This window comes from Pandoraea sp. XY-2, from assembly GCF_004193915.1.
In the GTDB taxonomy this organism is placed as follows: Bacteria; Pseudomonadota; Gammaproteobacteria; order Burkholderiales; family Burkholderiaceae; genus Pandoraea; species Pandoraea cepalis.
Map to the genome: position 1 here is coordinate 4,143,571 of NZ_CP030849.1, position 14,191 is coordinate 4,157,761.

Here is a 14,191-nt window from a genome sequence, read left to right on the forward strand (position 1 = left end):
GACAGGCATGCCTGACGCCGGGAACCGGTCGGCACCCCGGCCGTCCAGGCGATCCTCCGCGGGCCTCTTAGGCCTTGGAATTGCCTTGAACGTAATCGATGGCTTGCTGCACCGTGGTGATCTTTTCGGCTTGCTCGTCCGGGATTTCCGTCTCGAACTCTTCTTCCAGTGCCATCACCAGCTCAACCGTGTCGAGCGAGTCGGCGCCGAGATCGTTCACAAAGCTGGATTCGTTCTTGACGTCAGCTTCGTTCACACCAAGTTGTTCGGCGACGATCTTCTTGACGCGTTGCTCAATGTTATCCATTCAAACCCTCCGGGGTAGTTAGTTCAGACAAGTGCGCGCATTTTAACAGGTTTGCCAAGCAAAGTTAGCCTGCGCCAAATAATGTTCAATATCGTTCAAAATTGCGCATTATCAGCACAATTCCCACGAAATTCCCTTAATTCATGAACATGCCACCGTTCACGTGCAGCGTCGTCCCGGTGATGTAACCCGCCTGCGGCGACGCGAGAAACGCCACGGCATTGGCGATGTCTTCCGGCGCGCCGAGGCGGCCCAGCGGAATTCGTGCCTTGAGCGCCTCGTGCTGCGCTTCGCCCAGCGCCTTGGTCATATCGGTGTCGATGAAGCCCGGGGCGACACAGTTGACGGTGATGTTTCGGCTGCCGATCTCGGCGGCCAGCGAACGGGCCATCCCGGCAACGCCCGCCTTGGCGGCCGCGTAATTGGCCTGACCCGGGTTGCCCGCCGAACCGACGACCGACGTCACGTTGATGATGCGGCCGCTGCGCGCCTTCATCATCGGCTTGATGACCGCTCGCGACAGACGGAAGATCGCCTTGAGGTTCGTGTCAATCACGTCGTCCCACTCGTCGTCCTTCATCCGCATGGCGAGATTATCGCGCGTGATGCCGGCGTTATTGACGAGGACGTCGAGCTTGCCGTACTGCTTGAGGATGTCGTCGAGTGCCGCAGCCACGCCTTCGGCGTCGGTCACATTCAGGACGATGCCTTTGCCCGTCACACCGGCCTCGCTGAAGTACGCGGTAATGCCCTGCGCACCGGCTTCGCTGGTGGCGGTGCCCACAACCGTCGCGCCCTGGCGAGCGAGTTCGAGGGCAATGGCACGACCGATGCCGCGCGAAGCGCCGGTCACCAGCGCCACGTGGTTATCGAGTTGCTTGCTCATGAGAGAGATACCCTTGACTGTGTCTTACGAGAGTTGCACGCGCACGTCGCCGAGCGACGCCGGATCGGTGATCGCCAGCCCGGTGAGCGTGCCGTCGATGCGCTTGGTCAGGCCGCTCAACACCTTGCCCGGACCGCACTCGACGACTTGGGTCACCCCCTGCGCAGCGAGCCACTTGACGGATTCGACCCAGCGCACCGGGGCCGCGGCCTGACGCACCAATGCGTCCTTGATGCGGGCCACGTCGGTTTCGACGGCGACATCGACGTTGTTGACGAGCGGAATCTGCGGCGCGCTGAACGTCACGTCAGCCAGATATTCGCGCAGACGATCCGACGCCGGCTTGAGCAGCGACGAGTGGAACGGCGCCGACACCGGCAGCACGAGCGCGCGCTTTGCCCCGGCGGCCTTCGCCAGTTCGCAGGCTTTTTCCACGCCCGCCTTCGCGCCGGCAATCACGACCTGTGCCGGCGCGTTGAAATTGACGGCCTCGACGACGCCCGCGGCCGATGCTTCGGCGCAGACGTTGCGAACGGTGTCGTCATCCAGTCCCAGAATGGCCGCCATGCCCCCTTGCCCGACGGGCACGGCCTCCTGCATCGCTTGCGCGCGAAAACGAACGAGCGGCACGGCATCCTTGAACGCGATTACGCCCGCGGCGACCAGCGCCGTGTATTCACCTAGGCTGTGGCCTGCAACGAATGCGGGCTTGGCACCGCCCTCGGCCAGCCATGCGCGGTACATCGCGTAGGCGGCGGTGAGCATCACCGGCTGAGTGTTGGTCGTCAGATTGAGGTCTTCGGCCGGGCCGGCGGCGATCAGCTTGCCCATATCCTGCCCAAGGGCATCCGAAGCTTCGGCAAGGGTCTCGCGCACTACCGCGTTGTCCGCGAAGGCATCGAGCATGCCCACCGATTGGGAACCTTGTCCCGGGAAAACGAAAGCGAATGTCATAGCGCCTGGTTTTGCAGTCAGATTCAGAAACATTGCGGCACCCTGTCGCGCACCGATCTGGCGGCGTGGGGCGCACTACCCCACGCGGCGCCCTGAAGGCCCACCGTCAGGTCCGCGCGGCGCCTTGGCGCCGGGTCCACTTACATGCGGAACAGCACGGCGCCCCACGTAAAGCCGCCGCCCACGCCTTCGATCATGACGTTCTGGCCCGGCTTGATGCGCCCGTCACGAACCGCGACGTCGAGCGCCAGCGGAATCGACGCGGCCGACGTATTGCCATGCTGGTCGACGGTCACGACCATCTTCTCTTCCGGCAGTCCAAGCTTGCGAGCCGTGCTCGTCATGATGCGCAGGTTGGCCTGGTGCGGAATCAGCCAGTCGATCGCCGACGCCGCCAAACCGGCCTTCTCGAGGGCCTCGAGGGCTACTTTTTCCAGCACGCGCACCGCCAGCTTGAACACGGCCTGGCCATCCATATAGAGGAACGCTTCGCCCTGCACCGCGCCGCCGCTCACATTACCCGGCACGCATAGAATGTTCGCGTGGCTGCCGTCCGCATGCAGCGCGCTTGCCAGAATGCCCGGCTCGCTGGACGCCTGCAACACGACCGCGCCCGCACCGTCGCCGAACAGCACGCAGGTCGTACGGTCCGTGAAATCGAGAATGCGCGAGAAGGTCTCGGCACCGATCACGAGGACGTTGCGGTACGCACCGGTGCGAATGAAGTTGTCGGCCGTCGCCATGGCGTAGGCAAAGCCGGAGCAAACCGCCTGAATGTCGAACGCCGCGCAGCCGTTGTCGATACCGAGCTTGTTCTGCACGAGGCAGGCGGTGCTCGGAAACACGAAGTCCGGCGTCGACGTGGCGACGATGATGAGGTCGAGCTGGTTGGCGCTCAGGCCGGCCATGTCGAGCGCGCGCCTGGCGGCTTCCACCGCCATGTCGCTGCTCGTTTGATCGGGCGCGGCGAAATGGCGGGCCTGGATACCGGTGCGAGCAACGATCCACTCGTCGCTCGTCTCGATGCCACGGGTGGCCAGCTCGTCGGCCAACTGCTGATTGGTCACGCGGCGCGCCGGCAGGTAGCTGCCGGTACCAACGACGCGGGAATGAATCGCGGACTGAGTCATCTTATGATCGGTTAGAGCGCCGGAGCGAGGCCGCCGGCGTCAGAGCGCCGGAATGGCGCCCACCGGCTTGTTGTCCTGGAGCTGGGTCTGATTCTCATGCATGGCGCGCGACAAACGGTCGAGCACGCCGTTGCGAACTGCATCATAGCCGCGTTTGATGGCCCATTCAAACGAGTAAGCATCGGCGGAGCCATGGCTCTTGATCACGAGCGCACGCAACCCGAGCAATGCTGCCCCGTTGTAACGGCGATGATCGACGCGGCTTTTGAAGCGGGAGAGAATCGGCAGCGCAACGACAGCGATCACCTTCGTCCACCACGTACGGGTGAATTCTTCGCGGATCATGTCGCCGAGCATTTGTGCCAGGCCTTCGGAAGTCTTGAGGGCAACATTGCCCACGAATCCGTCGCACACGACGATGTCGGTCGTGCCGCGATAGATATCGTTGCCCTCCACGTTGCCGTAGAAGTTCAGCGTGGAGCCGCGCAACAGCTCGCCCGCCTGCCGGATGACGTCGTTGCCCTTGATGACTTCTTCGCCAATATTGAGCAGGCCGATCGACGGACGCTCCTTGCCATCGACCGCCGCGACGAGCGCATGGCCCATCTCGGCGAATTGCAGCAAGTGGGTTGGCTCGCAATCGACGTTCGCGCCGAGATCGAGCATGGTGGTGTAACCACCCTTCTGGTTCGGCAGCACGGTGGCGATGGCGGGCCGCTCGATGCCCGGCAGCGTCTTGAGCACATAGCGCGAGACGGCCATCAACGCGCCGGTATTGCCGGCGGATACGCAGGCTTGCGCGCGCGCGTCCTTGACCAGGTTGAGCGCCACACGCATCGAGGAGTCTTTCTTCCTGCGCAGGGCGGTCTCGACGGAGTCGTCCATCGCGACCACTTCGGTCGCGTTGACCACGGACAGGCGCGGGTGATCCGTCGCGCGCAACTTTGCGAGTTGCGCGTTAATGACCTCCTGCTGTCCGACCAGCACAAGTTCGACATCGTCGGTGGACTGCACGAAGCGAACCGCGGCCGGCACCGTCACCGATGGGCCGTGATCTCCGCCCATGCAATCGATCGTCAGGGTGACTGTCATGTCGACGTGATTGGCTTGCGGTACAGGTAACAAAAAAAGCGGCAGGATAAGTGCCGCTTTTGCCACATCGGACGATCAAACAGCGCCATGATGGGCGCGTATCGCCTGGAGGGCCGAGTTTTAGTCGTTCTTGGTCTTGATGACCTTGCGACCACGGTAGAAACCGTTCGGCGAGATGTGGTGACGCATATGCGTCTCACCCGACGTCGGCTCGACGGCGGTCGCCGGCGCGGTCAGGAAATCGTGCGAACGGTGCATGCCGCGCTTCGACGGCGACTTCTTGTTCTGTTGAACGGCCATGATAACTCCTCAAAATATCGCGAAATTTTAACACAGTTCGAGCGCCGCCCTACGATGTCGGCCTGTCGGCCCGACCTGTGCGACTAACGCAAACTTGTACTTTGGTGCGCCGGAGACCCGGCCGCACGTTACTTTCCGTCCTTGTCCGGCGAGCGCTTGAGCGCTGCCAGCGCCGCGAACGGAGACGGCTTATCCTCCTCTTCGGGCGGCGGCGCAGGTTCGGTCAACCCGTCGTCGCCCGTGGCCAGGCTTTCGTGCACATTCGGACACACCTCATGCTTGGGCACGATCGGCAAAGCCAACAGCAATTCTTCCTCGATCAGCTCGCGCAAATCGAAATGTTTGGAGCCGACCAACGCCTCGAACTCATCTTCATCGAGGGGCCGGGCTTCCGCGGCCGCTTCGTCACGCACAACCTCGAAGGTCGTCTCCGAATCGAGCGGCTCCTGGTACGGCGTGAGACATCGCTGGCATTCGAGCCACATCGGGCCTTCGACCGACAGCGTCAGGAACTGCGCCACCGCGGGCTTCCCGTCGGCACGCAGCACCTGCTTCTCGACGCCTTCGGCGCGCCAGTGGAACACGCCCTGGGCGCGCCCCGACGCCGAGACTTCGGCAGGCACTTCGGTTACCATGCGCGGCAATGCCGCAAGTTGCACGTCACCTTCCGCCACCCGGCCGGTACGCGCGAATTCGAACAGATCGACGATATATTCGTTCATCACGCTCATCCTTGCCTTTGGCGCATCTGAGCGCGTTTTCAACGTCCCCTGCCACTCGCAGCGCCTTGATCCAACACCGTTTCCGGATGTTTGGACCCGTACCGCGCAGACTGGCGGGACCGAGCGCCAGATTGCAAAAGCCGTGAATTCTAAATAGTTTTTCGTTTCTCGTCAAACACTTAAACCTGATGACCGCACACCCCCGCCACCCGTGATCCTGGCCTCCGGATCGCGCTATCGACGTGAGTTGCTCGAGCGCCTGCGCGTGCCCTTTACGGTCGACGTCCCGGACATCGACGAAACGCCCGCCCCCGGCGAGACGCCGCGCGATACCTCGCTGCGCCTGGCCCGTCAGAAGGCCCAGGCGGTGGCCGGGCGCCGACCGGGCGCCATCGTCATCGGCGCCGACCAGGTCGCCACGTTCGAAGGCCGCCAGATCGGCAAACCCGGCAATTTCGAGAACGCCATGACACAGTTGCGCGACATGCGCGGCAAGGTCGTCGAGTTTCACTCCGCCCTGTGCGTGCACGATGCCCGCAACGGCGAAAGTCAGGCCAAAGATGTCGTGACACGGGTGAAGTTCCGCAATCTGCCCGACGAGGTGCTCGCCGCCTATCTTCATGCAGAGACACCCTACGACTGCGCCGGCGCCGCCAAATCCGAAGGGCTGGGCATCATGCTGCTCGAAACCATCGAGAATGACGACCCGACCGCGCTCATCGGCTTGCCGCTGATTGCGCTCACGACCATGTTGATGAACACCGGCATTCGCTTGCCAGGCCCCGGCCCCAGCGCAGCAGGAGCGCCAGCATGAGCGGCACGCTGTATCTGATCCCGAATACGCTCGGCACGAACACCCGCGGCGGCCTGCCGGCGGTACTGCCTGAAGACGTCCGCAACGTGACGGCCGGCCTGACGTATTTTGTCGGCGAACAGGCCAAGAGCACGCGAGCATTCCTCAAATTGGTCGGGGTGTCCACGCCGATTCAGGAAATCGATATTCGCGAGTTGAACGTCAACACGCCGGCAGCGGCCATCGATGCGCTCCTCGCGCCGATGCTTGCCGGTGCCGATGGCGGCCTCGTCTCGGAGGCCGGCTGCCCGGCCGTGGCGGACCCGGGTGCGCTGCTGGTGCGACGGGCGCACGAGAAAGGGGTGCGCGTGGTGCCATTCGTCGGCCCGAGCTCGATCCTGCTCGCCTTGATGGCCAGCGGACTGAACGGGCAGAGTTTCGCCTTCCACGGCTACCTGCCGACGGACGCGGCCGATCGTGCGAAGCGCTTGCGCGAACTCGAACAACGCTCGCGCAAGGAGAAGCAGACGCAAATCTTCATCGAGACGCCCTATCGCAACAAGGCCATGCTCGACGCGCTGCTGCAGACCTGCGACGCCTCCACCCTGCTGTGCGTCGCGGTCGACGTCACGCAGGACGGCGAGCAGATTGTCACGCACCGGATCAAGGGATGGCCTCAGGCGAGTATCGATCTGCACAAGCGCCCCGCCATTTTCCTATTTCTGGGCCAGTAACACCCGATATCGGCCTCAGTAAAAGACAACGCCACGGAGAGCTTCCGTGGCGTTGTCGCTTGCATGCTTGCGTTCCGCGGTGCGTCGGCGTTACTTGAGCGAGAGGGTCGCGCCCATCATCATCGTCTTCATCGCCGCGGCACCCACGGCCGCACCGAAACGTCGCGCCACGCGCTCAGGCAAGTTTTCCTTGACGGTGTAGTCGACGAGATTCGGCGCCTTGAGCACGTCGCGGGCTACCGAATCGACCGTCCCGAGGCCGTCCGACAAGCCCAGCTCGATCGAACGCTGGCCCGTCCAGAACAGACCGCTGAACAGATCCGGGTCGTCCTTCAGTCGATTGCCGCGCCCCTTCTTCACCGCGCCGATGAACTGCTGATGGACCTGCTCGAGCATATCGAGGGCATACGTCTTCTGTTGATCCGTCTGCGGCGAGAATGGGTCAAGGAACCCCTTGTTACGCCCTGCCGTCAGCAATCGCCGCTCGATGCCGAGCTTGTCCATCAACCCGGTGAAACCGAAGCCATCCATCAACACGCCGATGGAACCGACGATGCTCGCCTTGTCGACGTAGATCTTGTCGGCGGCCGCCGCAACGTAGTAGCCACCCGAGGCACAAATCTCTTCGACCACGACATACAGCGGCTTCTTCGGGTACTTCGCCCGCAAACGCATGATGTCGTCATAGATCATCCCGGCCTGAACCGGGCTGCCGCCAGGGCTGTTGATGCGCAGAATCACGCCCGCCGCCGACGAGTCTTCGAACGCCGATTCGAGCGCCGCGTTGATCTTACGGGCACTCGCCTGACCGTCGGGCGCGATCTCGCCGCTCAGCGTGACCAGCGCGGTATGTTTGCCGGAGCCGGCGCCGACCGTCGCCGTACCGCCATCGAAATCGGAAATCGACCAGATGACAAGCGCGACGATCGCCAGCACCAGCAGGCGGAAGAAGATTTTCCAGCGGCGCGACGCACGTTGCTCGCGAATGCCGGCCATCAACACCTTTTCCAGCATTTCGCGCTCCCAGAGCTTCACCTCGCCCGGATCGCGGCCCGCGCCGCCCCCGCTGCCGACGACGACCGCCCACCGGGCGGAGGAAAACCAGGTTCGGTGCGGGGTGAATCAGGCGGCAGGGCGTCAGCCATAACGTATCCAGAGAACTTGGGGTAAAAGGCGAAAACTGCGATTGAAACCGGGATGTCGTGTCGTCAGCGTGCCGACGGTCCGGGCGCTTCGATGTACGCATCGGGCCACCAGACGACGGTCGTGTGAGCGGCATCGCCCCCGTTCGGGTCAGCCGACCGCTCCTCCACACGCACGGGCTGCAGCGCACCGCCGCGACACGGGCCGCCAACGCAATGCCCCGTATCGGGCTCATAGGTTGCGCCGTGCGTCGCGCACATCAAGTATAAGCCGGACGTTTCGAAGAACTGCCCCTCAGACCAGTCGAGTTCCATCGGCACATGGGCGCACTGATTGAGATAGGCGTAGACGTGCCCGCCATAGCGAATCACGAACGCCGGAGTACGACGACCGCTCACGCATACCTCGAAACGCACGCCGCGCCCCCATCCTCGAGCGCGGCGCCCTCGCAGATCGGCAGCGGCACGACGGACTCGCTCACACGCGCTCCAGCAGCCAGTCGCGCAGCTCGGCCACGCTCCCGGCGCAATACGCGGGCTCCAGCGCCACCAGTTGCTCGCGCGGATGCGCACCGCCGTAAGCCACGGCCACGGCGGACGTTCCTGCACTGTGCGCCATCTGCAAATCGTGCGTGGTATCGCCGATCATGACCGTGCGACGCAGGTCCTGACCGAGTTCGCGCGTCAGCTCTTGCAGCATGGCCGGATGCGGTTTCGAAAATGTCTCATCGGCGCAACGCGTTGCGTCGAACATCCGCATCAGCCCGGCGGCTTCGAGCGCCCGGTTCAGACCGACACGCGACTTGCCCGTCGCCACGGCGAGAAAACGGCCACGCGCGCGCAAGGCTTCGAGCAGCTCACGGATTCCGGTGAACAACACGGTCTCCTTGTCGCCTATCAAATAATGAAAACGATAGCGCTCAGACAGGCGCGGATAGTGCGCAGGGTCGAGGGACGGCACGGCCATTTGCAGGGCATCGCGCAGGCCGAGGCCGATCACGTGGCTCGCGATCTCGTCGGACGGCACGGGCAGCCCCAGATCGCGGCAGGCGGCCTGGATGCAGCGGGTAATGGTGGGCGTCGAGTCCATCAACGTCCCGTCCCAGTCGAACACGACCAGGTCGAACTCAGGGCTTGGCATCGGCAGAAGCGCCTCGAAGTTGGTTCAGAAATTGCTGACATTCTGGCGGTAACGCTGCTTCCAACGCAATCGGCGTATCTAAAACCGGATGGTTGAACTTCAGCCGCCACGCGTGCAGAAACATCCGCTTGATGCCGGGACGGGTGCCGGGACGGGCCAATGTCTTGTTCAGCGTGAAGTCGCCGTACTTGTCGTCACCGACGATCGGCGTACCGCAATGCGCCAGGTGAACGCGAATCTGATGGGTCCGCCCCGTTTTCAGTTCCGCTTCGAGCAACGTATAGGGCGGATGCGACTCCATCATGCGAAATACAGTGTGCGATGCCTGACCGTCTTCCTGCACACGCACGCGACGCTCGCCCTCTGCCGTCACATACTTATACAGCGGGGCCTTGACCGCACGCTGACGGTCTCGCCATTCGCCCGTGACGCAGGCCAGGTAACGCTTGTCCATCCGGTTGTGCCGGATCTGCTCGTGCATGCCGACGAGCGCCGAGCGCTTTTTCGCGAGCAGCAGGATCCCGGATGTTTCTCGGTCGAGACGGTGCACCAGCTCGAGAAACTTCAGGTGCGGCAGGGCGCGGCGCAGTTGCTCGATCACCCCAAACGACACGCCGCTACCGCCATGCACCGCCACCCCGGCCGGCTTGTCGATCGCCATGAGGTAATCGTCTTCGAACAACACGGGGAAGGTGGCGGCGGGAACGTAGGCCGGCGCTTCGGCAGCCGGCGCGGCAACGCGAACCGGTGGAATGCGGATGATATCGCCAAGCACAAGGCGATAGGTAGCGTCTATTCTTCCTTTATTTACGCGCACTTCACCGCTACGCAAAATGCGGTAAATGTGACTTTTCGGCACGCCTTTGCACTCGCGCAAGAGGAAATTATCGATCCGCTGGCCGGCCGAGCCGTCGTCGACCTCGACGAGCCGAACCTGCGGCGCAGACGCCGGCGAAACCATTTTCTGCCGATTTTTGCCTAACTCATTCATTATGAATATAATTTGCCCAACGGAGGTGGTGGTAGCGGGAATCATGCCAAATCCCCACCTCTGTCGGTGCTGACCTCAAAACGGTATTTTACTTGCACCCCGGGCAGGCTGCTCGTCCGGTGACCCTGGAGCAGCGAGCGCACGCACATCACGCAGCGTCGGCAGGAAGTGGGCCCATAGGCCGCTTCGGTCGCAGCGCGCGTGATGCGGATAGAGTTGGTGGTTATAGAATTTTTTGGTGGTCAGCCCGGGTTTGATTGTCTGGGCTGATCGCTTTGCTGAGTATCGTTCGCGCAAGAGTCTTGGTGAGGCGCCGTCACAAGAAGAAAAAGTGTCGGCAGGCGCCCCGAGAAAACGCTGATGAAGTTTCTCGTCCAGTATCTCTTGGTAGGGACTGCAAGCCCGAAGTGATCCGCGCCGGGCCGGAATTTTCCGGTGCCTCGGCGGATCCGGGTGAGCGCGATAACGTATTCGCTGGCGCCATTGCGTCCGTTGGCCTCATCGCCCGGACCCCCCGGCAATTCTTCCACCCCCGGCTCGAACCTCGCGTGTTGGATAACTCGAGTGATACGTGCCCGACGCACTGCACATTGGCAACTGCGGCGGGTGGGAGTCGTTTTCATGAAACGCATGTTGTTCAACGCCACGCAGCAGGAAGAACTGCGCGTGGCAATTGTCGATGGGCAGAAACTCATCGATATCGATATCGAGACGGCCGGCCGCGAACAGCGCAAAGGCAATATCTACAAGGGTATTATTACCCGTATCGAACCCTCCCTCGAAGCCTGCTTCGTCAACTACGGCGAAGGCCGCCACGGCTTCCTGCCGTTCAAGGAAGTCGCCCGCGCGTACTTCCGCGAAGGTGCCGATGTGCGCAATGCGCGCATCCAGGACGCCCTCTCCGAAGGCCAGGAACTCATCGTTCAGGTCGAAAAGGAAGAGCGCGGCAACAAGGGCGCCGCCCTCACGACCTTCATTTCGCTGGCCGGCCGTTACCTCGTGCTGATGCCGAACAACCCGCGTGGCGGTGGCGTGTCGCGCCGCATCGAGGGTGAAGACCGCCAGGAACTGCGCGAGACGATGGGTCAGCTCGAACTGCCGGAAGGCATGAGCATCATCGCCCGCACCGCAGGCATCGGTCGCTCGGCCGAAGAGCTGCAGTGGGACTTGAACTACCTGCTGCAACTCTGGCGCGCCGTCGAAGGCGCCGCCACCAACATCGAACTGCCGCGCGACTCGGCGCTGATCTATCTCGAGTCGAGCCTCGTCATTCGCGCCATCCGCGATTATTTCCAACCCGATATCGGTGAAATCCTCATCGATACGGAAGAAATCTCCGAGCAAGCGCGTAACTTCATGCAGGTGGTCATGCCCGATCACCTCAATCGCGTGAAGCAATATCGCGACGACGTGCCGCTGTTCTCGCGTTTCCAGATCGAGCATCAGATCGAAACGGCGTACGCACGCCAAGTGCCGCTGCCTTCGGGCGGCGCGATCGTGATCGATCACACCGAAGCGCTCGTGTCGATCGACGTGAACTCGGCGCGCGCCACCAAGGGTGCCGACATCGAGGAAACGGCGCTTCGCACCAACCTGGAAGCGGCCGATGAAGTGGCGCGCCAGCTGCGTCTGCGCGACTTGGGCGGCCTGATCGTGATCGACTTCATCGACATGGAGTCGGCCAAGAGCCAGCGTGAAGTCGAACAACGTGTGAAGGACTCGCTCAAGCATGACCGCGCGCGCGTTCAGATGGGCAAGATCTCACGTTTCGGCTTGATGGAACTGTCGCGCCAGCGTCTGCGTCCGTCGCTGTCGGAAGGCACGCACGTGACCTGCCCGCGCTGCAATGGCACCGGCCACATCCGCGACGCTGAATCGTCGGCTCTGCAAGTCCTGCGCATCATCCAGGAAGAGGCGATGAAGGAGCACACGGCAGCCATCCACTGCCAGGTGCCGGTCGAAGTCTCCGCGTTCCTGCTCAACGAAAAGCGCCAGGAAATCAACAAGATCGAGGCACGCTTCAAGGTCGGCGTGCTGCTGATCCCGAACAAGCATCTCGAAACGCCGCACTATAAGCTCGAGCGCCTGCGTTTCGACGATCCGCGTCTGGATACCCCGAGGGCCAGCTACGTCCTCGCCGAAGAGGCAGCGCGTGCCCTGGAAGAGGATCCGGCGGCTTACAGCAAGAAGAAGGAAGACGTGCGCCCGCGCCAGGAAGCCGCCGTCAAGGGCATTACGCCTGAACAGCCGGCACCGGCCGCGCAACCGCGTCCTGCGCCCGTCGCGGCGACCGCACCCGCGCCTGCGGTCCCCGCACGCAGCGGTGGCTTCATCGGCTTTGTGAAGCGCCTGCTGGGCCTCGAGCCTGCAGCACCCGCACCGGTCCAGGCCGAAGAACCGGCCAAGCCCAACGCTCGTCCGCCGCGCGAGCGCCACGAACGTCCGCATCAGCAAAACCGCAACCGTCGTGGCAATGCTCGCGACGACAGCAAGTCCGGCAAGGACAACGCCGGCCAACCGGCGCGTGAAGGTCGTGAGGGCCGCGAGGGTCGTGAGGGCCGTGAAGGTCGTGAGGGTCGCGCCGCCCGTCCGGAACGTGCCGAGCGCAACGAACGCGGTGATCGCAATGAGCGTCAGGAAGGCCGTGACAAGCGTGAGCGCGACGAAGCGCAGCCGCGTCAGCCGGCGCAGGACGTGCGTGCCGAGGAAGGTCGCGAGCCGCGCGAAGGCCGCGAACGCGGCAATCGTCGCGACCGCAACGAGCGTCGTGATCGTCGTCAGCCCGACGGGGAAGACGGCCAGCAAGCCACGCCGCAACGCGTCGCCCAAGCCGCCCCGCTCGTCGCAGAGCAGGAAGATTTCGAACAGGATCGTCTGACGGCGCAGGTTGAAGGCGCACCGCTTCTCGCGGGCGAGGAAGGCGAGCAAGGGGGTGAAGAGCGCCGCCGCAGCCGTCGTCGCGGTCGCCGCGGTGGCCGTCGCGAGCGTGAGGCCAATGAGCAGCAACTCCATGGCGAAGGCGATCAGGCCGAAGGCGCGACATCGACCGGCGAGGAAGGTGTGCACGCCCCAGTGCTGACGCACGAATCCGTCGACACCACCGCGACCGATGTCCCGGCTCGTGCGGCAGCGCCCGTCATTGCGGCAGAGACTGTCACGGCGGCCGATGTGCCGACGGTGCAGGTCGAATCGACGCCCGCCCCGGTTCACGTCGAGCCGGCGGAAGTCCCGGCGGCACACGTGACCGAAGCCGCGCCGTTAGCGCTGCCGGAAGTCGCGTCGCCGGTCATCGCCGAACCGATCGCCCCGGTCAACGTGGCACCGCTGCCTGCAGTGGAAGTCGCCGCACCGGTGGTCCCGCCGGTCAGCGCGCCGTTGCCTGCAGCCACGCCGAGCCCGGCGCAGCCTATCGTCCCGGCCGAGGCCCTGACCGAGATCGCCGCCACGGCAGCCATCGCCAGCACCCCGGCGGACGTCAGCCCCGCGCCGATGGCATCCACCGCACCGTCGACGCCGCTCGAGATCGTCGAAACGGCGAAGCCGGTGCAAACGCCGGCACCGACCGCACCGGTAGCCACCGTTGCCGCGACGGAAGTCGCGACGACTCGGCCGGCCCCGGCCGCCGTAGCGCCTGCGCTGGAAAGCAACGCGCTGGAGTCGTCGCTGGCAAGTGTGGGTCTGGTCTGGGTCCACACGGACGCCGACAAGCACCGCGCCGCCAGGGAGGCCGCAGCGCAAGCTGCACCGGCACCGCACGTGCCGCGCGAGCGCCGTCCGTCCAAGCCGGCCAGCAGTGGCCCGATGGAGCAAGTGGAAACGCGCGGCTCGTCGGATCACGTGGCCTAACGTGCCGTAGCGTGACACTCAGGCGGCGGCACCCGTTCCGCTGGCGACCATCCGCCTGACGTGATGTTGGAAAAGGAGGCTTCGGCCTCCTTTTTTGCTGTTGGGGATCGCTTTTCGCCCTGCGACCCCACGTTGTCCCGACTTGTGCCCGCC

12 protein-coding genes and 2 pseudogenes are annotated in these 14,191 nt (G+C 63.8%); 3 read left to right on the top strand and 11 right to left on the bottom strand.

What is annotated here, in order from left to right:
• Positions 1–67 precede the first annotated feature (67 nt).
• The 7 genes from acpP to DRB87_RS18675 all read right to left on the bottom strand — a co-directional run bounded on the left by acpP (position 68) and on the right by DRB87_RS18675 (position 5,400).
• The gene (gene acpP, locus DRB87_RS18645) at positions 68–307 is read right to left on the bottom strand and encodes an acyl carrier protein (RefSeq protein ID WP_017232505.1); all 240 of its coding nucleotides are present in this window, start codon (positions 305–307) and stop codon (positions 68–70) included.
• A 136-nt stretch (positions 308–443) separates the two neighbouring features.
• On the bottom strand, positions 444–1,193 hold the full coding sequence (gene fabG, locus DRB87_RS18650) for a 3-oxoacyl-ACP reductase FabG (RefSeq protein ID WP_017232504.1): 750 nt from the start codon (positions 1,191–1,193) through the stop codon (positions 444–446).
• 24 nt (positions 1,194–1,217) lie between these two features.
• On the bottom strand, positions 1,218–2,147 hold the full coding sequence (gene fabD, locus DRB87_RS18655) for an ACP S-malonyltransferase (RefSeq protein ID WP_130026954.1): 930 nt from the start codon (positions 2,145–2,147) through the stop codon (positions 1,218–1,220).
• A 140-nt stretch (positions 2,148–2,287) separates the two neighbouring features.
• Entirely contained in the window at positions 2,288–3,277 is a 990-nt protein-coding gene (locus tag DRB87_RS18660; protein WP_130026955.1) for a beta-ketoacyl-ACP synthase III, read from the bottom strand.
• Positions 3,278–3,316: 39 nt separating this feature from the next.
• The gene (gene plsX, locus DRB87_RS18665) at positions 3,317–4,369 is read right to left on the bottom strand and encodes a phosphate acyltransferase PlsX (protein ID WP_051060079.1); all 1,053 of its coding nucleotides are present in this window, start codon (positions 4,367–4,369) and stop codon (positions 3,317–3,319) included.
• Between the two features lie 120 nt (positions 4,370–4,489).
• Complete coding sequence (rpmF, locus tag DRB87_RS18670) at positions 4,490–4,669, bottom strand: 50S ribosomal protein L32 (protein WP_017232500.1); 180 nt, start codon at positions 4,667–4,669, stop codon at positions 4,490–4,492.
• A gap of 128 nt (positions 4,670–4,797) precedes the next feature.
• Positions 4,798–5,400, bottom strand: a complete 603-nt coding sequence (locus DRB87_RS18675) for a DUF177 domain-containing protein (RefSeq protein ID WP_130026956.1) — start codon at positions 5,398–5,400, stop codon at positions 4,798–4,800.
• Positions 5,401–5,602: 202 nt separating this feature from the next.
• Between DRB87_RS18675 and DRB87_RS18680 the strand changes: the two genes are divergently transcribed.
• Together DRB87_RS18680 and DRB87_RS18685 are read left to right on the top strand one after the other, a co-directional pair.
• Positions 5,603–6,205 carry a Maf-like protein gene (locus tag DRB87_RS18680; protein ID WP_130026957.1) on the top strand — a complete coding sequence of 201 codons (603 nt, stop codon included), beginning with the start codon at positions 5,603–5,605 and terminating at the stop codon, positions 6,203–6,205.
• Entirely contained in the window at positions 6,202–6,918 is a 717-nt protein-coding gene (locus DRB87_RS18685; protein ID WP_130026958.1) for an SAM-dependent methyltransferase, read from the top strand. Before DRB87_RS18680 ends, DRB87_RS18685 begins: the two co-directional genes overlap by 4 nt.
• A 90-nt stretch (positions 6,919–7,008) precedes the next feature.
• Here DRB87_RS18685 and DRB87_RS18690 read toward each other — a convergent pair.
• The 4 genes and pseudogenes from DRB87_RS18690 to DRB87_RS18705 all read right to left on the bottom strand — a co-directional run.
• Positions 7,009–7,983 (bottom strand): annotated as a pseudogene (locus tag DRB87_RS18690) (S49 family peptidase); the annotation flags it as partial.
• Between the two features lie 143 nt (positions 7,984–8,126).
• A pseudogene (locus DRB87_RS18695) lies at positions 8,127–8,542 on the bottom strand (Rieske (2Fe-2S) protein).
• On the bottom strand, positions 8,539–9,201 hold the full coding sequence (locus DRB87_RS18700; protein WP_017232494.1) for an HAD family hydrolase: 663 nt from the start codon (positions 9,199–9,201) through the stop codon (positions 8,539–8,541). The pseudogene DRB87_RS18695 and the gene DRB87_RS18700 overlap by 4 nt, the downstream one beginning before the upstream one ends.
• On the bottom strand, positions 9,188–10,192 hold the full coding sequence (locus tag DRB87_RS18705) for an RluA family pseudouridine synthase (protein ID WP_130027968.1): 1,005 nt from the start codon (positions 10,190–10,192) through the stop codon (positions 9,188–9,190). The genes DRB87_RS18700 and DRB87_RS18705 overlap by 14 nt, the downstream gene beginning before the upstream one ends.
• 621 nt (positions 10,193–10,813) lie before the next feature.
• On the opposite strand from DRB87_RS18705, the gene DRB87_RS18710 reads away from it, so the two are divergent.
• Positions 10,814–14,038, top strand: coding sequence for an Rne/Rng family ribonuclease (locus DRB87_RS18710; RefSeq protein ID WP_130026959.1), 3,225 nt, complete (start codon positions 10,814–10,816; stop codon positions 14,036–14,038).
• The last annotated feature ends 153 nt before the right edge of the window (positions 14,039–14,191 follow it).